Origin of the sequence: Flavobacterium sp. (assembly GCF_044368625.1) — a bacterium.
Taxonomy (GTDB): Bacteria; Bacteroidota; Bacteroidia; order Flavobacteriales; family Flavobacteriaceae; genus Flavobacterium.
Window position 1 is genome coordinate 1 of record NZ_JBIPPD010000040.1, and the last position, 19,497, is coordinate 19,497.

Annotated in this window: 15 protein-coding genes; 5 read left to right on the forward strand and 10 right to left on the reverse strand. The window is 37.0% G+C overall.

The window, feature by feature from the left end; translation table 11 throughout:
• Window positions 1-246 precede the first annotated feature (246 nt).
• Entirely contained in the window at window positions 247-2,841 is a 2,595-nt protein-coding gene (locus ACIQ2X_RS05020; RefSeq protein ID WP_396177814.1) for a T9SS type B sorting domain-containing protein, read from the forward strand.
• A 49-nt stretch (window positions 2,842-2,890) separates the two neighbouring features.
• On the opposite strand, the gene ACIQ2X_RS05025 is transcribed toward ACIQ2X_RS05020, so the two are convergent.
• Window positions 2,891-3,703: a purine-nucleoside phosphorylase gene (locus ACIQ2X_RS05025; RefSeq protein WP_396177815.1), complete on the reverse strand. Its 813-nt coding sequence runs from the start codon at window positions 3,701-3,703 to the stop codon at window positions 2,891-2,893.
• Between the two features lie 127 nt (window positions 3,704-3,830).
• On the reverse strand, window positions 3,831-4,853 hold the full coding sequence (gene lpxK, locus ACIQ2X_RS05030) for a tetraacyldisaccharide 4'-kinase (RefSeq protein WP_396177816.1): 1,023 nt from the start codon (window positions 4,851-4,853) through the stop codon (window positions 3,831-3,833).
• A 264-nt stretch (window positions 4,854-5,117) separates the two neighbouring features.
• On the opposite strand from lpxK, the gene ACIQ2X_RS05035 reads away from it, so the two are divergent.
• From ACIQ2X_RS05035 to rluF, 4 genes are all read left to right on the forward strand, one after another.
• Window positions 5,118-6,212: a Nif3-like dinuclear metal center hexameric protein gene (locus ACIQ2X_RS05035; RefSeq protein ID WP_396177817.1), complete on the forward strand. Its 1,095-nt coding sequence runs from the start codon at window positions 5,118-5,120 to the stop codon at window positions 6,210-6,212.
• Between the two features lie 3 nt (window positions 6,213-6,215).
• Window positions 6,216-6,995 (forward strand): zinc ribbon domain-containing protein, encoded by a 780-nt coding sequence (locus ACIQ2X_RS05040; protein WP_396177818.1) that lies wholly within the window; start codon window positions 6,216-6,218, stop codon window positions 6,993-6,995.
• 311 nt (window positions 6,996-7,306) lie between these two features.
• On the forward strand, window positions 7,307-8,149 hold the full coding sequence (locus ACIQ2X_RS05045) for an alpha/beta hydrolase (protein ID WP_396177819.1): 843 nt from the start codon (window positions 7,307-7,309) through the stop codon (window positions 8,147-8,149).
• 85 nt (window positions 8,150-8,234) lie between these two features.
• A complete protein-coding gene (rluF, locus tag ACIQ2X_RS05050) occupies window positions 8,235-9,068 on the forward strand; it encodes a 23S rRNA pseudouridine(2604) synthase RluF (protein WP_396177820.1) in 834 nt (277 codons plus the stop codon).
• A 148-nt stretch (window positions 9,069-9,216) separates the two neighbouring features.
• On the opposite strand, the gene ACIQ2X_RS05055 is transcribed toward rluF, so the two are convergent.
• The 8 genes from ACIQ2X_RS05055 to argS all read right to left on the reverse strand — a co-directional run bounded on the left by ACIQ2X_RS05055 (window position 9,217) and on the right by argS (window position 19,320).
• On the reverse strand, window positions 9,217-10,101 hold the full coding sequence (locus ACIQ2X_RS05055) for a bifunctional 5,10-methylenetetrahydrofolate dehydrogenase/5,10-methenyltetrahydrofolate cyclohydrolase (protein ID WP_396177821.1): 885 nt from the start codon (window positions 10,099-10,101) through the stop codon (window positions 9,217-9,219).
• A gap of 230 nt (window positions 10,102-10,331) precedes the next feature.
• Window positions 10,332-11,684 (reverse strand): signal recognition particle protein, encoded by a 1,353-nt coding sequence (gene ffh / locus ACIQ2X_RS05060; protein WP_396177822.1) that lies wholly within the window; start codon window positions 11,682-11,684, stop codon window positions 10,332-10,334.
• Between the two features lie 370 nt (window positions 11,685-12,054).
• On the reverse strand, window positions 12,055-12,513 hold the full coding sequence (locus ACIQ2X_RS05065) for a hypothetical protein (protein ID WP_396177823.1): 459 nt from the start codon (window positions 12,511-12,513) through the stop codon (window positions 12,055-12,057).
• A gap of 125 nt (window positions 12,514-12,638) precedes the next feature.
• Window positions 12,639-14,147: an MBOAT family O-acyltransferase gene (locus tag ACIQ2X_RS05070; RefSeq protein ID WP_396177824.1), complete on the reverse strand. Its 1,509-nt coding sequence runs from the start codon at window positions 14,145-14,147 to the stop codon at window positions 12,639-12,641.
• Window positions 14,140-15,576, reverse strand: coding sequence for a LysM peptidoglycan-binding domain-containing protein (locus ACIQ2X_RS05075; protein WP_396177825.1), 1,437 nt, complete (start codon window positions 15,574-15,576; stop codon window positions 14,140-14,142). The genes ACIQ2X_RS05070 and ACIQ2X_RS05075 overlap by 8 nt, the downstream gene beginning before the upstream one ends.
• Window positions 15,569-17,047: a hypothetical protein gene (locus tag ACIQ2X_RS05080; protein ID WP_396177826.1), complete on the reverse strand. Its 1,479-nt coding sequence runs from the start codon at window positions 17,045-17,047 to the stop codon at window positions 15,569-15,571. Before ACIQ2X_RS05080 ends, ACIQ2X_RS05075 begins: the two co-directional genes overlap by 8 nt.
• A 102-nt stretch (window positions 17,048-17,149) precedes the next feature.
• Window positions 17,150-17,431, reverse strand: a complete 282-nt coding sequence (locus ACIQ2X_RS05085) for a four helix bundle protein (RefSeq protein WP_396177827.1) — start codon at window positions 17,429-17,431, stop codon at window positions 17,150-17,152.
• A gap of 71 nt (window positions 17,432-17,502) precedes the next feature.
• Window positions 17,503-19,320: an arginine--tRNA ligase gene (gene argS, locus ACIQ2X_RS05090; RefSeq protein ID WP_396177829.1), complete on the reverse strand. Its 1,818-nt coding sequence runs from the start codon at window positions 19,318-19,320 to the stop codon at window positions 17,503-17,505.
• Window positions 19,321-19,497: the final 177 nt, after the last annotated feature.

Below are 19,497 nucleotides of genomic sequence, written 5' to 3' on the forward strand. Positions count from 1 at the left end.
GAAAAATGGTATCAATTAAAACCTGAAATATTCAAGATAACACCCAATCAATTTAAAAATAATATCCTAAATTTGAATCTAAATTAAAATCAACTCTCATCAATAACGTTGTGAAACTTTACAGATACTGTAACCTACACCCGAAATTTATTATCACAAACTTCCGGAGCCGCGGTTAATTTTACAGCTGCTGGTGCTGCAACCTACTTTAACAATGGATGTTCCGCACCAGTTGAGCCTTTTACTGTGGATGCTGGACCTCCAAGTATTACAACTTGTGCTGGAACTGTACTTAATTTTACTGGAACTGCTCAAGGCTATACAAGTTTACAATGGTCGTCTTCGCAAGGTACATTGAGTTCTACAACTACATTATCAACTACTCTTACTATACCTACAACTGCTTCAGGTATTTTTGCAGTAACTTTAAACGCTCTAAATGCTTGTGGTGCATCTGTTATTGATGTTGTTACAATTTTTATCTCTCCTGGAGGTACACCTACTTTTAGCTTGCCTTCTTCTATTTGTCTCGGACAAACCGCTCCAATACTTCCTACCAGCTCAAACAATGGTATCTCAGGAACGTGGTTACCCCCTATTGTCAGCAATACTACAAGTGGAGCCTATATTTTCACACCCAGTTCCAATTCGTGTGCCAGTCCGTTCACTTTAGATGTCACCGTTGTAACAGGAACAATTACACCCCTATTTTCTGCTGTAAATGCCATTTGTGCAGGAACTACATTAGCTCCATTGCCAACCATCTCGAATAATGGAATAACAGGAACTTGGTCACCAGCTTTAAACAACACTACTACAACAATCTACACATTTACTCCAAATTCAGGTCAATGTGCTACAACAACGACTTTGACCATTGTTGTAGACCCGAGTACAACACCTACTTTTACTGCAGTTGACCCAATATGTGCTGGAGATACATTGGCATTGTTGCCTATAACATCGCTTAACAATATTACGGGAATTTGGTCACCTGCATTAAATAATACTACAACAACCACCTACACTTTTACACCTGATGCAGGTCAATGTGCACTACCCGCTAATTTAACAATTACTGTAAATCCAATTCTAACCCCCACTTTCAACCTTCCGAACAGTATTTGCGAAGGCGAAAATTTAGCAGCATTGCCAACGACTTCGCAAAATGGCGTGGTTGGAACTTGGAGTCCCGATTTAAATAACTTAGCAACTACAACCTATACTTTTGAACCCAATAATGGCCAATGTGCGGCATCGGTAACGGCAACTATTATTGTAACCCCAACTGTAGTTCCCACTTTTTCTTCGGTAAGTCCTATTTGTCAAGGAGGGCCTTTAGCAGCACTTCCAACCACTTCCCAAAATGGTGTCTTCGGCACTTGGTCGCCTGCTTTAAATAATAGCACCACGACAACCTATACCTTCACTCCAAGTGCAGGTCAATGTGCTACCACACAAACAATGGAAATTATCGTGAATCCGAATATAACTCCAACATTTACAGCCGTTAGCCCTATTTGTAGTGGCGAAAATTTAGCAATTTTACCAATTACTTCGAACAATGGCATTACAGGAACTTGGTCACCAGCTTTGAATAATACAACATCTACGACGTACACTTTTTTGCCAAATGCAAACCAATGTGCAAACAATGCAACGCTAACAATTACGGTTAATCCTATTGTGACACCAACATTTGCAACGATAAACCCAATTTGCGAAGGCGACATTATAGCACCGCTTCCTTTGACTTCTCAAAATGGTATAACCGGAACTTGGTCACCAATTTTAAATAATACCGCAACTACAACGTATACATTTACACCAAATTCAGGACAATGTGCCAATAATACCACCCTTACTATTGTTGTAAACAATGCCGGAACAGTTACGCCAATTACAGGAAATAATTCGGTATGTATTGGCGATACGTTAGCTTTAGCAAATGCAACACCCGGAGGGACGTGGAGCAGCAATAATCCAAATGTTGCTACTGTTGATAATAACGGTTTAGTAACACCTCTTACGCCTGGTTTTGCAAGAATTATTTACACTACAGCTTCTGTTTGTACGCTTGTATTCATTGATATTACGGTTTATTTGCCCCCAAATCCTTTATTGGCGGATAAATTTATTTGTGTAGATAAAGTGACAGGTAATTATTTAAATACAGTCAATCTGCAGTGTGGCGTGGAAAATGCTAATCATACTTTTGTGTGGACTTTAAATGGCCAAGCTTTAGCGACTATTACAAACTTACATGTTGCTACCGAAGAGGGACTTTATGAAGTTAGAGTAACAAACAATACCACAGGATGTTCCGAAACTGCTTCTGCCAATGTAACTAAATCTTCGATTGCTATAGCCGAAGCGACTGTAGCTCAAGATTTTGATTTAAATCAAATTATCACAGTAACGGTAACGGGCGGTTCGGGCAACTACGAATACCAACTAGACAATAATTGGCCACAATCCAGCAATCAATTTACAGTACAACAAGGAGAATATACCATTACGGTTATCGACAAAAATGGTTGTGGAGTTGAAAAGCTTTCTGTTTTCGCATTAAATTATCCCCGCTATTTTACTCCAAATTTGGACGGCTTTAACGACACTTGGTCCATTGAAGGATTGAACAAGCAGCAAGAAGCTCAAATTTTTATCTTCGATCGTTATGGAAAATTGATAAAAGCAATTAAACCCTACTTAAGTGAGTTTTGGGATGGAACTTTAAATGGGTCTTCCCTTCCAGCAACCGATTATTGGTTTACCTTAAACTACATCAATAAAGATGGTTTATCCAAAGAATTCCGTTCACACTTTACTTTAAAAAGATAAAATGCATAAAAAAGGACCTCATTTGAAGTCCTTTTTTTGTGCAAATGATTTAGTAATGTAAAATCAGTTCTCTTATCAATTCTCTCACGTGAGGTTCGGCATTTTTAGCTGCTTCCAAAACTTCGGCGTGCGTGATGGTTTCAATACTTTCCTCATTCCCCATATCGGTGATTACTGAAATTCCAAAGGTTTCTAAATTCATATGTCTGGCCACGATAACTTCAGGAACAGTGGACATTCCTACACAATCCCCGCCCAATTTTGAAACCATTCGGTATTCGGATAGCGTTTCAAAAGTAGGACCCTGCAAGCCTAGATAAACGCCGTCAAATACTTCAATTCCAGATTTCTCCGCAATTTCTTTAACTTTCGAAATCATTTTCTTAGAAAAAGGTTCGCTCATATTTACAAATCGAGGCCCGAAACGCTCATCGTTTTTTCCACGCAATGGATGTTCGGGCATCATGTTGATTTGATCTTTCAAAACTACTATGGAGCCCACTTTATATTTCGGATTCACACCACCCGAAGCATTAGAAACGATGAGCTTTTCTATACCTAAGTACTTCATCACCCGAACAGGAAACGTAACTTCCTGCATAGTGTAACCCTCGTAGAAATGGAAACGACCTTGCATGGCCACAACATTTTTAGTTCCAATTTTTCCAAAAACCAAAGCGCCTTGATGACCCTCCACTGTTGATACCGGAAAATTAGGAATTTCAGTATACGAAAGCGTGAATTCAATTGCGAGATCTTTTGTAAAACTGCCCAAACCTGAACCGAGAATAACCCCAAATTCAGGGGTGAAATTGGTTTTATTTTTTATGTATGTTACCGTTTCTTGTACTTTATCCCACATAACTTAGTTTATTTAATTCTTTACCGAAAGCTGTTTATTTTCTTCCCAAAAATAATCTTTATTTATTGGAATCTTCCCATATTTATTCAAGAAGTAAGCTTTCTGTTTTTTGTTTAATTAAAAAAAATTAATTTGGGACAAAATCGTTGATAAACTCTTTCATCAATTGAGCAAATAACTCTTTATTATCTAAAAAAGCAGTTTGAATTGGAAGATAATACAACTGTTCAGGCGAAAATTCGTCTTTTATTCGAACATAATCTTTCTCCGTTGTGATGATTATTTTTTGATTGGCTTTTGATTTAATTGCATCAATTTCACTTTCAGAAAACTGATGATGGTCTGGAAAAGTCAAAATTAGGTCCTGGGTGTTTTTTAAAAAATGGAAGAAAGGCTCGGGTTTGGCAATTCCTGCAAGGAGGACTTTGTTTCTTTTATGAATGTCAAAAACGGAAATTTCCTTGCACTTTGAATAAACCAAATGATCATATCGGATGGTTGTAAAAAACAATTTTTGATCAGGTGTTATATTTAATCTGGCCCGAATTTTAGCTTGTTCTTCGATTGAAAGTGTTTCGGGACACTTGGTAACTATGACTATTTTTGCTCGATTGGCTCCACTCCTACTTTCGCGAAGATTTCCTGTAGGAAGCACAAAATCGTCACAATACAAATCGTTAAAAGCAGTTAATAAAATGTACAAATCGGCTTTTACTTTTCGGTGTTGAAACGCATCGTCGAGCAAAATAATTTGAGGTGGATTTTCACTTTTCAACAATTGCTGGATTCCATTCGTTCGATCGGCATCAACGGCAACTTGAATCTGAGGAAACTTTTGGAAATACTGATAAGGCTCATCGCCCAAAATTTCAGCGTTGGAATTTTTATCCGCTAAAATAAAACCTTTGGATTTTCGTTTGTAACCGCGGCTCAAAGTAGCGACTTTATAATTTTCAGAAAGTAAACGGATCAGGTACTCAATTTGAGGGGTTTTTCCCGTTCCGCCCACGCTTAAATTTCCAACTGCAATTACCGGAACTGGAAATGAAGTGCCTTTCAAAATTCCCTTATCAAACCAGAAATTTCGAATCGAAGTAATCAAACCATATAAAACGGCGAAAGGAAAAAGTAATATTCTTAAAAAATTCATATTGCGAAAATATAATATTTTATCTTTGAAAATTCAGCACATTCATAAATACATCAATTTTTAATCTTTTATATCAAAAAAGAAACCGATAATATTCCGTATGAAATCGCCAATTACAACACGTTTGCGCAAGCAATTGAAAATGCTTCGCCAGTTCGCAAGCTCGGGTCGTCGAACACCGATGAAAACTATACTATTGTGAGATAAAAACCAATAAATAAAAGCGATACCCTATATGACCGTTAAAAAAACACTTTTACATCTATGAAAATAAAAGAAATACTGGCCGTTTTAGATAATATGGCACCTTTGGCATATGCCGAAAGCTTTGATAATGTTGGACTTTTAGTCGGAAATCAAAACGAGGAATGTTCGGGTGTACTGGTTTGTCACGACGCTTTGGAAGCGGTAATTGAAGAAGCAATTGCTAAAAAATGCAACTTAGTGGTTAGTTTTCATCCTATTTTATTTTCGGGCTTGAAAAAAATTACGGGTAAAGATTATGTCGAACGCTCCATCATTAAAGCCGTCAAAAATGATGTAGCTATTTATGCCGTTCATACCGCATTGGATAATCATCAATATGGAGTAAACCAAATTTTTTGTGATGCTTTGGGATTGATTAATACCAAAATTTTAATTCCAAAAACAAACTTCATTCAAAAATTGGTCACTTTTGCACCACTTGAAAATGCAGATAAAGTTCGTAATGCGATGTTTAAAGCGGGAGCGGGAAAAATCGGAAATTACGAAAACTGTAGTTTCAATTCCACCGGAACGGGAACTTATCGAGGCAATGATAATAGCAATCCCGTTATTGGTAAAAAATTTGAATTGGTTCAAGCCAATGAGATCAAAATTGAAGTCACCTTTGAGAAACATTTTCAAAATAAAATTCTTAAAGCCTTATTTGAAAGCCATATTTACGAAGAAGTCGCTTACGAAATATACGAACTTCAAAATTTACATCAAAATATTGGTTTAGGAATGATGGGGCAACTTCCCGAAGAAATGGATGAAAATGAATTTCTGCAAATGGTAAAAGAGAAGATGCAAGCCGACGGAATCCGCCACAGTGCTTTTTTGGATAAGAAAATCAAGAAAGTAGCCGTTTTGGGAGGCTCTGGAAGTGAGGCAATTGGAAAAGCGATTCAATCCGGTGCAGATGCTTTTTTGACCGCCGATTTAAAATACCACCAGTTTTATCAAGCTGAAAATCAAATACTTTTAGCCGATATTGGTCATTTTGAAAGCGAACGTTTTACAAAAAATTATATTGTTGATTATCTTACGAAAAAAATGCCTAATTTTGCAATCATTTTATCAGAAGAAAATACAAATCCTGTTAAGTACTTATAATATATGGCGACTACAAAAGAATTGAATGTTGAAGACAAATTAAGAGCAATTTACGATTTACAATTAATTGACTCTAGAATTGACGAAATCAGAAACGTACGAGGCGAACTTCCTCTAGAAGTAGAAGATTTAGAAGATGAAGTGGCGGGTCTGAATTCACGTTCTGAAAAATTAAAAGCAGATTTGGAACAAATGGAAGAGCAAATCAAAGCAAAAAAAATTGCAATTGACGAGCACCAAGAATCCATTAAAAAATACACAAAACAACAAGAAACCGTTCGAAATAACCGTGAATTCAACTCATTGACCAAAGAGGTTGAATACCAAGAACTGGAAATTCAATTGGCTGAAAAGCACATCAAAGAAATGAAAGCTTCAATTGAGTACAAAAAACAAATTATCGAAACCTCATCAGAACGTTTAGAGCAAAAGACCAATCATTTACAGCATAAGAAATCAGAATTAGATGCTATTATGGCTGAAACTTCAAAAGAAGAAAGTTTTTTGAAAGAAAAATCAGCGGAATATGAGGCATTAATCGAACCAAGATTACTGGCAGCTTACAAAAGAATCAGAAGTAGTGTACGAAATGGTTTAGCTGTTGTTTCTATCGAAAGAGGCGCTTCGGCAGGATCTTTTTTCACGATTCCGCCACAAACACAAGTAGAAATTGCTGCTCGAAAGAAAATCATTACCGACGAACACTCTGGACGAATTTTAGTCGACAGCGTTCTTGCAGAAGAAGAAAAAGAAAAAATGGAAAGTTTGTTTGCAAGCATATAAATCAAAAGCCCCGAGATTTCGGGGTTTTTTTATATCAAAAAATTAGACGTAGATTTAGTTAAAAATTGGAAGCAGCATTTTTAAGTAAAAAGACATCGATTGCACCAATTTCAAAGTTTGACACAAGAGATTATTCGTGAAATTAAAACTTCGATTTTTACATTTTATCTAATAGTTGATGCAACTTGATTGGATAAAAGAAGGTAAGTCAAAATGCAAACTTTGCGTCTTTACTCCCGAAAGCCTTCGGCATCACGAGAATAAAGTTTTTGTTTTAAAAATTAAATATACAAAGGTCACAACGATTAGTAATGAAAAAAATCAAATATTTTCTACTCACCAAATCAATTGGTTTTGGGTTAAACAGTTTGAGTTACTTCCAACCCAAAAAGGCAACAAAAATTGCTTATCGACTGTTTAGCAAACCGCGGAGAGGAAAATTAGTCAAAGACAACTTACCCAACTTCTTACAAAATATTCCTTCGCAGCGTTTCTTCGCCGATGAACATCATTTGGAAACCTACATTTGGCGTGGCAATGCACACGTAATTTTACTGGTTCACGGTTGGGAAAGCAACACTTCACGTTGGGAAAAATTACTCCCTTATTTACAGCAAACCGGAAGTACAATTGTAGCAATTGATGCTCCAGGTCACGGACTTTCGGGTGGAAGCGAGTTTAATGTCGTTAAATATGCTTCGTACATCGATGTTGCGGTAAAGCAATATAAGCCTGCAGTTTTAATCGGTCATTCCATTGGTGGAGCAGCATGCATTTACTATCAATCCGAGTACAAAAATCAAGATTTACAAAGAATGGTAGTTTTGGGAGCTCCTTCGGACTACACAATTATCGTGTCCAATTATGTCAAACTTCTCAGTTTGAACAAGCGAATGAAACGGTTTTTGGAGCGCGCTTTTTCAGAAAAGTTTAATAAAGAAATTTCGGATTTTTCTATGGCGGCTTTCGCCAAAAAAATCCAAATTCCTGGAATAATTGTTCACGATCGTGAAGATAAAATTGTGGCTTTTGGCGAAGGCCAAAAAATTGCGGCTGCATGGAAAAACGCTCAATTTATTCAAACAGAAGGCTTGGGTCACAGTTTGCACGACGACGAAGTGTATGAGAAGATTATTTCTTTTTTGAGGGGTTAAAACGTATAGTTTAGAAAGAAGAATTATTATACAAACTCAAAATCATCAAATTTCACATCACATATAATTTCACTACTTTTACACAATGGAAGAAAATTTGAAACGCCTCAATAAATTCATCAGTGAAACCGGATACTGTTCCCGTAGAGAAGCCGATAAATTAATTGAACAAGGAAAAGTGACCTTAAATGGAGTGGTTCCTGAAATGGGAACTAAAGTGGCTCCTTCGGATGAAGTACGGATTGATGGCAAACTACTTCGCGAAAACAACAAAAAACACCTTTATTTGGCTTTCAACAAACCTGTTGGTATTGAATGTACGACAAATTTAGACGTTCCCAACAATATTGTCGATTACATCAACTATCCCGAACGTATTTTTCCGATAGGTAGATTGGACAAAGCCAGTGAGGGCTTGATTTTTATGACGAATGATGGTGATATTGTCAACAAAATTTTGCGTGCTCGAAACAACCACGAAAAAGAATATATTGTAACCGTGAACCGACCGATTACCGACCGATTCATTGAAAAAATGGGGAATGGTATTCCTATTTTAGACACAATTACAAGAGAATGCAAAGTGGAACAAATCAGCAAATATGTGTTCCGAATTATATTGACACAAGGCTTGAATCGCCAAATTCGTCGCATGTGCGAATATCTGGATTATGAAGTCACCGCTTTAAAAAGAACCCGTATTATCAATATTTCCCTTGATGTTCCTGTAGGCCGGTACAGGGCATTGACGAATGAAGAGTTTACACAACTCAACCAGCTCATCGAACCTTCGAGTAAAACGGAAGAAGCGAGTTTGCCAAAAATTGTTTCCAAAACTACCCAAAATAAAACACCTTGGCGTAAGGATACAACAACAAACGCTACCAAAAGTTTTGGAAGGCCTTCGCCGAGAAAATAAAACGTACAAAAAAAGCCCTCTCAACAGAAGGCTTTTTTGTGTTTGATTGTTGTGCTAAACTTAGTATCTTAAACTGTAACCATCCAAATACTGAAAACAAGTACAACATGACAAAATAGGATATGTCCTGAAATATCTAAGGTCTCACTTAGTTTTTATCTTTTCGTTGTTCTCTAGCTAATAATGTGTTTTTCAACAACATCGCTATCGTCATTGGACCTACACCACCAGGAACTGGCGTGATATGCGAAGCTTTCTTAGAAACATTTTCGAAATCAACATCACCTGTAATGCGGTAGCCTTTTTCTGTAGAATCATCAGCAACACGCGTGATTCCTACGTCGATAATTACGGCACCATCTTTTACCATTTCGGCTTTTAGATAATTAGGAACCCCTAAAGCGGTGATGATGATATCCGCTTGGGTTGTAATTTGAGCGATGTTCTTGGTATAACTGTGTGTTAACGTTACTGTTGAATTTCCAGGAAATCCTTTTCGACCCATCAAAATACTCATTGGACGGCCTACGATGTGGCTTCTGCCAATCACTACTGTATGCTTTCCTTGGGTTTCTACGTTATAACGCTCCAATAATTCTAAAATTCCAAAAGGAGTTGCGGGAATAAACGTAGTCATGTCCAACGCCATTCTTCCAAAATTTTCCGGATGAAAACCATCGACATCTTTACTTGGGTCAATTGCCATCAAAACTTTTTGCGTGTCAATTTGGTCTGGAAGTGGCAATTGTACAATAAAACCGTCAATGTTATCGTCTTGGTTCAACTGCTTGATTTTCTTAAGCAATTCGGTTTCAGATGTCGTACTAGGCATTTTTACTAACGTAGATTCAAAACCTACTCTCTCACAAGCTTTTACTTTGCTTCCAACGTAAGTCAAACTTGCACCATCATTCCCAACAATAATTGCGGCAAGATGCGGGACTTTTTCCCCGTTTTGTTTCATGATATTTACTTCTGCAGTAATCTCATTTTTAATATCGTCCGAAGTTTTTTTCCCGTCTAGAATTGTCATTTTTTTGTTATTTCAGATTTAAAATTTTAGGTACAAAGTTGTGTGGGTACCTAAAACGAATTGTAGTTAGTTATTAGTATCTATTTGGGCATGCCCCCAAAAAAGGGGTCGGGCTGTTCGCTCCCGCTTCCCGATGAAAAATCGGGAGAGCTCCACTTCCATCCCTCATGCAAAAAATTAAGGTTTAAAATTTCATTTACTTGAAACTTTAAACCTTAAAATTCAACTGTTTATTTCATTCCGGGCATTCCGCCTTTCATTCCGCCGCCCATCATTTTCATCAAATTTTTTCCTCCAGGACCTTGCATCATTTTCATCATTTTACTCATTTGGTCAAACTGTTTCATCAACTGGTTGACTTGTTCAATTTTGGTTCCCGAACCTTTTGCGATTCGCGTTTTGCGTTTTACATCAATCAGGGATGGTTTTTTACGTTCAATGGGAGTCATTGAATGAATAATGGCTTCAATGTGTTTGAATGCATCGTCTTCAATTTCTACGTCCTTCATTGCTTTGGAAGCACCTGGAATCATTCCTACCAAATCCTTCATGTTACCCATTTTCTTCACTTGCTGAATTTGAGTTAAGAAATCGTCGAAACCAAACTCGTTTTTAGCGATTTTCTTCTGAAGTTTTCGTGCTTCCTCTTCGTTAAATTGTTCCTGAGCTCTTTCTACTAAAGAGATAACGTCACCCATTCCTAAAATACGTTCGGCCATACGGGCGGGATAAAACACGTCGATGGCCTCCATTTTCTCACCCGTACCGATGAATTTGATGGGTTTATTGACCACGGATTTAATCGAAATCGCAGCTCCACCACGGGTATCTCCGTCTAATTTTGTTAAAATAACGCCGTCAAAATTCAAACGGTCGTTAAAGGCTTTGGCCGTATTTACCGCATCTTGTCCCGTCATGGCATCCACAACAAACAAAGTTTCATGCGGTTGAATGGCTTTGTGTACATTCGCAATTTCGTTCATCATTTGCTCATCCACTGCCAAACGTCCAGCCGTATCAACGATTACAACGTCAAAACCATTGGCTTTAGCGTAAGCAATCGCTTTTTGAGAAATTTCAACAGGATTTTTATTCTCTGGTTCAGAATATACCTCCACCCCAATTTGATCTCCCACCACATGCAGCTGGTTGATTGCCGCAGGACGGTAGATATCACAAGCAACCAATAATGGTTTTTTGTTCTTTTTTGTTTTTAAATAATTGGCTAATTTACCAGAAAAAGTAGTTTTTCCTGATCCTTGCAATCCCGACATCAAGATGACGGAAGGTTTTCCCGACAAATTGATTCCGGCGGCATCGCCACCCATTAATTCGGTCAACTCATCTTTGACCAACTTCACCAACAATTGTCCCGGTTGCAATGTGGTCAATACATCCTGACCAATCGCTTTTTCTTTTACTCTAGTTGTAAAATCTTTGGCAATTTTGAAGTTAACATCGGCATCGAGTAAAGCACGACGGACCTCTTTTAAAGTTTCGGCAACGTTAACTTCTGTAATTTTACCGTGTCCTTTTAGTATATGAAATGCTTTGTCGAGCTTGTCGCTTAAATTATCAAACATAAGAGTGTGTCTTTTAGAGTTGCAAATATAAGCGAAACCCTTTAAGTTTCAAAAAGTGAGAGGGTCAAAGTTGTGCCATTGGTCTTAAGAAAAAGGTATGGGTTATTAGCCCCGTCCCGAAGCTTCGGGAGTAGCGGAAAACCCGGAAACGCAGAGGCAAATTTTTCCTGCAAGAAAAGAGCGACTAACGGAAGCTCCTTTTATGGCTTGGAAAAATAGCCTTTGGGTTGAGGATTTGTAGCGAAAAACGGGATTGGCTTCAAAAAAAAACAGAATACTATTCATTTGAAAATCCTGATATTGTCAAAGAAATCTGTTTTTAGAAGTAAAAAAAAACCACAACTTTAAAATTGTGGCTTTATAATTTTTTTTAATTTTTCTCGAAAGTAAGATAATCCGTTCCTCCATTTCCCCCACTCACATCGATGAGTTCAAGTTTTGTAGAAGTCCGAGATTGAATATCCCAGTCGTCCGACAACTCAATAAATTTTACGGGCCCTGAAAATGAAATAATAAAATCCAAATCATTACTTGGGCTGTCGTCATTAGAATTATCGGTAGCAACTATCCAAGAACCCATGTATTCATTAGTGCCATTTGTAGCCATTAAAATAGTATTGGGACTAAATGTAAAGTTGTAACCATTAAAATCGGTGGTCTCATCGTCTCCGCTGTCGATGTATTTTGTAATTCTCCATGTTCCTGACGACATTGTATTGGTTACGTCGGTAATGGTTGGAGAAGTCGAACTTCCATTATCGTCAGAACTGCAAGAAAATGTAAGTCCTACGAAGCAAACTGCCAATGCAGTAAAAAAAATCTTTTTCATTTTTAAATTGATTTATTGGTTTATAAATATAACGCAATATCGGTTTTATTAGTACATCAAATATAATGTTAAGCAAATATTAAGAATTGGAATGACCAATGAAATTTTAACTTGTCTTGTTCCTATTAAAACTGAAAATAAATAAAAGGTTGTGGTCCGCTCGATGCCGTTGCAAAAACAATCCAAAATACAAACGCGAGAACCAATGCTTTAAATACCACGGGCAATTTCCCGAAGGTATCTTGCAAGAATTGTATGATGCTTTGTGGTAAAAAATGCCACACAAAACCAATCAACATTACTAAAAACACATTCTGATACCCTTGAATAATAGTCCACCATTGATTAAAATTGAGTTGCACTTTTCCGATATTTTCAATCAACTCAAAAGCGGTGGCAAAATCTCTTGCACGGAAGAAAATCCAGCAAAAAACAACAAAATGAAAAGTGACTAAAATGCTCAAAAATCGTGTTACCACATTTTTTGGAATTTGGAAAAATTCTTTAAAAAAACGTTCTACCACAAGTGCCAAACCGTGTAGAGTTCCCCAAATAACAAACTTCCACGAGGCGCCGTGCCACAATCCGCCCAATAACATCGTGATGAATAAATTGACGTACGTTCGAAATTTTCCTTTGCGGTTTCCGCCCAGCGAAATGTACAAATAATCGCGCAACCAAGACGACAACGAAATGTGCCAACGCCGCCAAAACTCTGTAATAGAACCCGATTTATAGGGCGTTCGAAAATTGAGCGACAACTTGAACCCCATCAATAATGCAATTCCAATAGCCATATCGGAATAGCCCGAAAAATCGCAATAAATTTGAATGGCATAACCATACGAAGCCATCCAGTTTTCAAAAGCGGTGTAACTGTTGGGCGAATCAAAAACACGATCAACAAAATTGAGCGAAATATAATCTGAAATAACTGCTTTCTTTAAAACCCCACCAATAATCAAAAAAAGTGCTTTATTGACATCTTCCCTACTCAAGTTGAGTTTTTGGTACATTTGCGGAACAAACTCTGAAGCCCTAACAATCGGCCCTGCCACAAGTTGCGGAAAAAACGATAAGTAAAACATATAATCAACATACTGCTTCGTAGGCTCTAGTTCGCGACGGTATACATCAATCACATAACTCATCGACTGAAAAGTGTAAAACGAAATTCCAACAGGTAAAATAATATCGTAAAAAGATAAATTCGAATCGAAGATTCCATTGTAATTGTCGATGAGGAAATTGGTATATTTGAAATAACCCAACAGTGATAAGTTGACAAAAACGCTTACGTACAAATAAAATTTTCGATAAAATTTTAAAGTTTCTTGGTGTAAGAGTCGCGCCAAATTATAATCCAAAAGACCCGTAAAAATGAGCATTCCTACATACAATCCGCTAGATTTATAATAGAAAAAAAGTGAAAAAGCCACTACATATAAATTTCTCCAAAATGTAGTTTTCGACTTGGTAATCAAAATATAAACGGGATAGAAAATCAAAAACATCCCTAGAAACAAAGCTGAATTGAACAAAATGGGTTCTTTGGGATTGTACACAAACCAACTTTCCACTGTATTCCAAGTGGTTGCTCCAAAAACAGCAGTAAACCAATCCATACTATTCATTTACCAATGTATTTTTATAATTTTCGAACGCTTCAATAATCGCTTTGGCCAACAATTTTCCTTGTTTTTCATAACCTGCTTTGGTATAATGCACCCGATCATTTCCTATAATTCCTGTCTTTACATTTCGATTCACGCCATACAAACCACCCATGTCCGAATATAAATCCCATACGGCTACGTTTCTGCTGTAGGCCAAATCAATAATTTTTTTGCTGTAATCGGCCACAAAAGTATTGGGGTATTTTCTTTTGAATAAAGACGGCGGAGGCGTTGCAACGATAATTTCTACAAACGGATTTTGTTTTCTTGCATTTGTAATAAATAAATCCAACTGGGCAATAAAATCTTCCGACTTCATCTTATCAAACGATTCGTTGGTACCAAAAGACAACACCAAAATGTCGGGACGCAAGGCTTTTAACTGTTCGAAAAACAAAGGGTATTTATTATAGTCCGAAAATTTTGCTCCATTTATACCCGAATTATGGTACAAAACACCGCTTTTATCGTTTTCCAAAATAATCCCGTTGAGTTCGAAAACATTTTGATCTTTATTGGGAATCAAGTATATTTTATCTAAGGCATTTTCACTTTCGTAAAAATGCGAAAAAGCATCTTTTTGAATTTCTAATGGAATAAATTCGGAACGAGAAATACTCCGGTTTTGCTTTTCGTTCGTCGGTATTTTCAACGTTTTTCCTGCACGAATATTGTTTGATTTTAATCCATTTGCTCTTTTCAAAGCGGTAATTGAAACATTGTATTTTTCGGCAATAGAACCCAAAACATCGCCACTTTTTATTTTATGCGTAATGGTTTTAGGAACTTGTGATTCAAAAACTATTGTTTTTTTTGCTGTAGCCAAATCAAAACTTCCGACATTACTTGGCGTTAGAATTTTGATTTTTGTAAAATAATTATCTTGCTCTCTGGCATTTAATTCGATGGCAAAATCGGCTCTTTTAGTCTGCAATAAAATGCCTGTCAAACCAATATTTTCATTCGATAGCGGTTTGATATTTCTAAAGGAATTAAAACTTCCGTTCGATGAAAACCGCACATCCCAAGGTCCGTTGGTTTTGGCCAAATTGTACGGAAAAACCAAACCGCGTCCACCGTTTCCGTATTCGTTTTGCAAGCGTTCGCGAACCGCATTGGTCATTAAATCGGCTTGAATGTGTGAATCGCCAACATGAAAAATATTAATTTTCTGTTTTGGAAACGCACCATCAATTGATTTCAGTTGCGCTAATTTTTCGTAGAAACAAATCAACGCATTTGGATTAATCAGTGCCATTTCGGTTTCAATTACCACCGTGGAATCAATCGAAACCGAATCCATTTCTACAAAAGTAGTATCTAATTCTTGGGCGTGACCTTTTGTCAAAAAAAGCAGCAAACACATTGTATGAAATAACTTATTCATGTGTTTCTGGTGTTTCAGTCTCTGAAAAAATCGTGTCTATAAGTGACTTCTTTTTTGGTGGAGCTACTTTTTTATTTTTACGCAAAACTTTATATTCCTGATAACCTTCGTCGATTTGGTCGTAAATAATTTTAGCAATTTTTTTCGCTCCCCGAAAGTTGAAATGCGTGTAATCTTTATTGGCCAAAACGGGCTCTTCTTCCGTCCATTTTACCATAGAACCGTCGCCACCCATTAATGTAAATAAATTCACGTAACTCGATTTTGTTTTCAAAGCATAACGTTTTTGAGACAAAGTCAACGGTACAACTGCAGAGTCGGTTTTCATTTCCAAATCGTATTTGGTTGATTTATCTGCCGTAGAAACCACTAAAATCGCAACACCCGGAAAACATTCGCGCAGTCGATTGATGGTTTTGGTCATACTTCGGTCGTACCAATTGTAGTCTTTGGTACCGTAATTCAATACGTTGGTGCCGTAATGCAATACAATTAAATTGTAATTCAATTGTTCTTGAAAAGCTTTCATCGTTGCCACATCAAACTTTGATATTGGAATCCCAGAATTTCCTCTTTGTGAAAAATTATCGACGTGAACGCCTACGCCATCGTCAAAATTAAATCCATAAATTGGAATCGAATCTGCTTTTGTGAAATTAACTTTCAACTGTTTTAAAGGCGTTTTAGAAAGCGATAATGTATTTAAAACACGGTTCGGCATCAGTGTTTTCCGAATGGTATCGTTGCCAATCATGTAAGTTAACTGACCTTTTTTATTTTTGGCACTTCCATAAAAAAGCGTTGGATTATGCAGTTGTGTATTGAACCTCGAACGTCCCGCTTTGTATTTTACCCACGCTGCATGGGCGGTATCATTGGCAAAAAACACATGGCCGTTAACGCCAAAAGAACGCAACGGATATTTGATATTCAAATACGATTGGGTTTTCCAATTTCCTGAAAACTCGTGTGAAACCGAACTTCTTGAACCAGCAGATTCGGAAGTAATAGATACAAATCCAACACCTTGTCCGCCAAATTTTTCCTGAAAATAAGTTCTAAAATCTTGGACAATCATGTCGCCGTCCGTCATCGAATCGCCAAAATAGGCAATCCGTACTTTCGCTTTTTTAGTGGTTTCCAACTGATACAATTGTTCGAAAAAAGGAATCAGGTATTGATTTCCTTTGTAATTTTCAAACTTCTCTTCGGGAAATTTTACACCGTTGCTTTCTTCGAAAACGATGGGTTGCCTGGCTATCGAATCGTCTTTAGTCATGATTTTACCGGCCAAGTCAGGTTCGGCATCAAAAGCGTCCAAAAGCATACTATCTATTAATACGTTTTTAGTGCTACCCGCTTTTTCGGAGAATATTTTATTAGGCAAAAATTTCTTTAACCCCAAGAAAAACCCTGTAGCCAAAAGCAAAATCAGAAAAGACTGAAAAAAATAAGACGCGTTTGTTTTCACTAACTAATTATGAGTTATGTGTTATGTGTTATGAATTATAATTTACCTTTAGTGGTGACAATATACTTCGTATATTTTTGAGCAACTCGACAGGGTGATCATTCATGCTTGTAATTTTTTTTCACTTATATAATTTGTTGCTTTTAAAAGTTCGAGCCTATACATATTCTCATCACATTCTTTTTGCGAAATAGATGATTTATGAATAAAATCGGCTTTGCTTTGACTGTTAATTGCTTCTTTGACATTAGCGCCAAATGAAGTTCCTGAACGTACCAATTGTTTACTTAATATATAGTCTTTCCCTTCAGTCAGTACCTCATAAAAGTTCACGACTCGAACAGCAAACGCAAAACCTTTATTTTTTACAATAATCTCACCCATAATTCCTACTCATTAATTTAAAATCCTAAAATGCAAGTTACTCACATTCATAGACCATAAATCATAGTTATTTACATTCTCTCAGGCACAGAAATTCCCAATAAACCAAATGCGGAAGCAATGGTTTCGCCTACTTTTTTCGAAAGTTGGACACGGAACTTTTTTGCTTTTTCATCGTCTGAACCTAAAATGGGCACTGATTGGTAGAACGAATTGTATTCCTTAACCAAATCATACGTATAATTGGCAACCAAAGCAGGACTGTGATTATGAGCTGCATTCTGAATCACTTCTGGATAGAGCGCCAATACTTTGATTAATTCTTTCTCCTTTTCGTGAAGTGAAATTTCGGCAACTGAAAAAGTTGAAGATTCAAAATCAAAATCTGCTTTTCGGATAATCGACTGAATTCGAGCGTAGGTATATTGAATAAAAGGTCCTGTATTTCCGGCAAAATCAACAGATTCTTCTGGGTTAAACAATATTCGTTTTTTAGGATCTACTTTTAGAATGTAATATTTCAACGCTCCCAAACCTATAGTTCGGTACAATTCGGCTTTTTCAGTTTCGGTGTAACCGTCAAGTTTTCCAAGTTCTTCGGCAATGTTTTGAGCGGTTTGTGTCATTTCTTGCATCAAATCGTCGGCATCAACTACTGTTCCTTCACGGCTTTTCATTTTACCAGAAGGCAAATCGACCATTCCGTAGGAAAGATGAAACAGGTTTTTAGACCAATCAAATCCTAGTTTTTTTAAAATCAAGAACAACACTTTAAAATGATAATCTTGTTCGTTTCCAACCGTATACACCATTCCGCCTACATCTGGAAAATCCTTGACTCGTTGAATTGCCGTTCCAATATCTTGCGTCATGTAAACCGCAGTTCCGTCCGATCGAAGTACAATTTTTCGGTCCAAGCCATCTTCGGTTAAGTCAATCCAAACCGAACCGTCCGGATCTTTTTCGAAAATACCTTTTTCCAAACCGATTTGAACCACGTCTTTACCTAGTAAATAGGTGTTGCTTTCATAATAATAGGAGTCGAAATCAACGCCCATATTTTGATAAGTAGATGCAAAACCATCGTAAACCCACTGGTTCATTGTTTTCCAAAGTGCAATTACTTCTGGTTTTCCAGCTTCCCAATCCAGAAGCATTTGTTGGGCTTCAAGCATAATTGGAGCAAGCTTTTTAGCATCATCCTCTGTTTTACCTTGAGCAACCAGTTCGTTGATTTGGTTTTTATATTCCTTGTCAAAAGCAACATAATAATTTCCAACCAATTTATCGCCTTTAAGTCCGGTACTTTCAGGAGTTTCGTTTTTACCCGATTTCTGCCAAGCCAACATCGACTTGCAAATATGAATTCCTCTATCGTTGATGATTTGTGTTTTATAGACTTTCTTTCCCGAAGCTTTGATAATTTCGGCAACCGAAAAGCCCAAAAGATTGTTTCGAACATGACCCAAATGTAAAGGCTTGTTGGTGTTTGGCGAAGAATACTCGACCATTACCGCTTTAACTTCGCTCAATTCGGCTTCGCCTCGGGTGTCATCTTCTTTTGGGGAGACAAATCCGAAGTTGCTATCTGCTTTAATTGTATTGAAAAAGTGCATGTAATAATCGTCTGAAATCACGATGTTCAGGAATCCAGAAACGACGTTAAATGCTTTTACCTCTTTTACATTTTCCACCAAATAGGCTCCAATCTTGTTTCCCAACTCGACAGGATTGCTTTTGATTTGCTTCAAAAGCGGAAAAATAACCATTGTAATATCGCCTTCAAATTCCCTACGTGTAGCCTGAAATTCGATTTTTTCGATTGTGGTATCAAAAACAACCTGAATGGCTTTCTGGATTTCCGGGGTAAGTGTTTGAATTAGCGACATAATATTATTTTTTTAAGAGTGCAAATATAATTGGAATTCGGTAATTTGAAGTAGTAAAATTGACATTATATATTATCACTATTATCCGAAAGTCTAAAATAAAAAAAGCCTGAGATTCCCTTATTTTTGTTTTGCGAAAAATAAAATAATTTTATGGGACTCTTCAGGCGAAACAAA

Excerpts from the sequence above, each read along its gene's own strand:
- ACIQ2X_RS05025 (WP_396177815.1), bottom strand. The coding sequence starts at position 3,703 with ATGTGGGATAAAGTACAAGAAACGGTAACATACATAAAAAATAAAACC.
- lpxK (WP_396177816.1), bottom strand. The coding sequence starts at position 4,853 with ATGAATTTTTTAAGAATATTACTTTTTCCTTTCGCCGTTTTATATGGT.
- ACIQ2X_RS05035 (WP_396177817.1), top strand. The coding sequence starts at position 5,118 with ATGAAAATAAAAGAAATACTGGCCGTTTTAGATAATATGGCACCTTTG.
- ACIQ2X_RS05040 (WP_396177818.1), top strand. The coding sequence starts at position 6,216 with ATGGCGACTACAAAAGAATTGAATGTTGAAGACAAATTAAGAGCAATT.
- ACIQ2X_RS05045 (WP_396177819.1), top strand. The coding sequence starts at position 7,307 with ATGAAAAAAATCAAATATTTTCTACTCACCAAATCAATTGGTTTTGGG.
- rluF (WP_396177820.1), top strand. The coding sequence starts at position 8,235 with ATGGAAGAAAATTTGAAACGCCTCAATAAATTCATCAGTGAAACCGGA.
- ACIQ2X_RS05055 (WP_396177821.1), bottom strand. The coding sequence starts at position 10,101 with ATGACAATTCTAGACGGGAAAAAAACTTCGGACGATATTAAAAATGAG.
- ffh (WP_396177822.1), bottom strand. The coding sequence starts at position 11,684 with ATGTTTGATAATTTAAGCGACAAGCTCGACAAAGCATTTCATATACTA.
- ACIQ2X_RS05065 (WP_396177823.1), bottom strand. The coding sequence starts at position 12,513 with ATGAAAAAGATTTTTTTTACTGCATTGGCAGTTTGCTTCGTAGGACTT.
- ACIQ2X_RS05070 (WP_396177824.1), bottom strand. The coding sequence starts at position 14,147 with ATGAATAGTATGGATTGGTTTACTGCTGTTTTTGGAGCAACCACTTGG.
- ACIQ2X_RS05075 (WP_396177825.1), bottom strand. The coding sequence starts at position 15,576 with ATGAATAAGTTATTTCATACAATGTGTTTGCTGCTTTTTTTGACAAAA.
- ACIQ2X_RS05085 (WP_396177827.1), bottom strand. The coding sequence starts at position 17,431 with ATGGGTGAGATTATTGTAAAAAATAAAGGTTTTGCGTTTGCTGTTCGA.
- argS (WP_396177829.1), bottom strand. The coding sequence starts at position 19,320 with ATGTCGCTAATTCAAACACTTACCCCGGAAATCCAGAAAGCCATTCAG.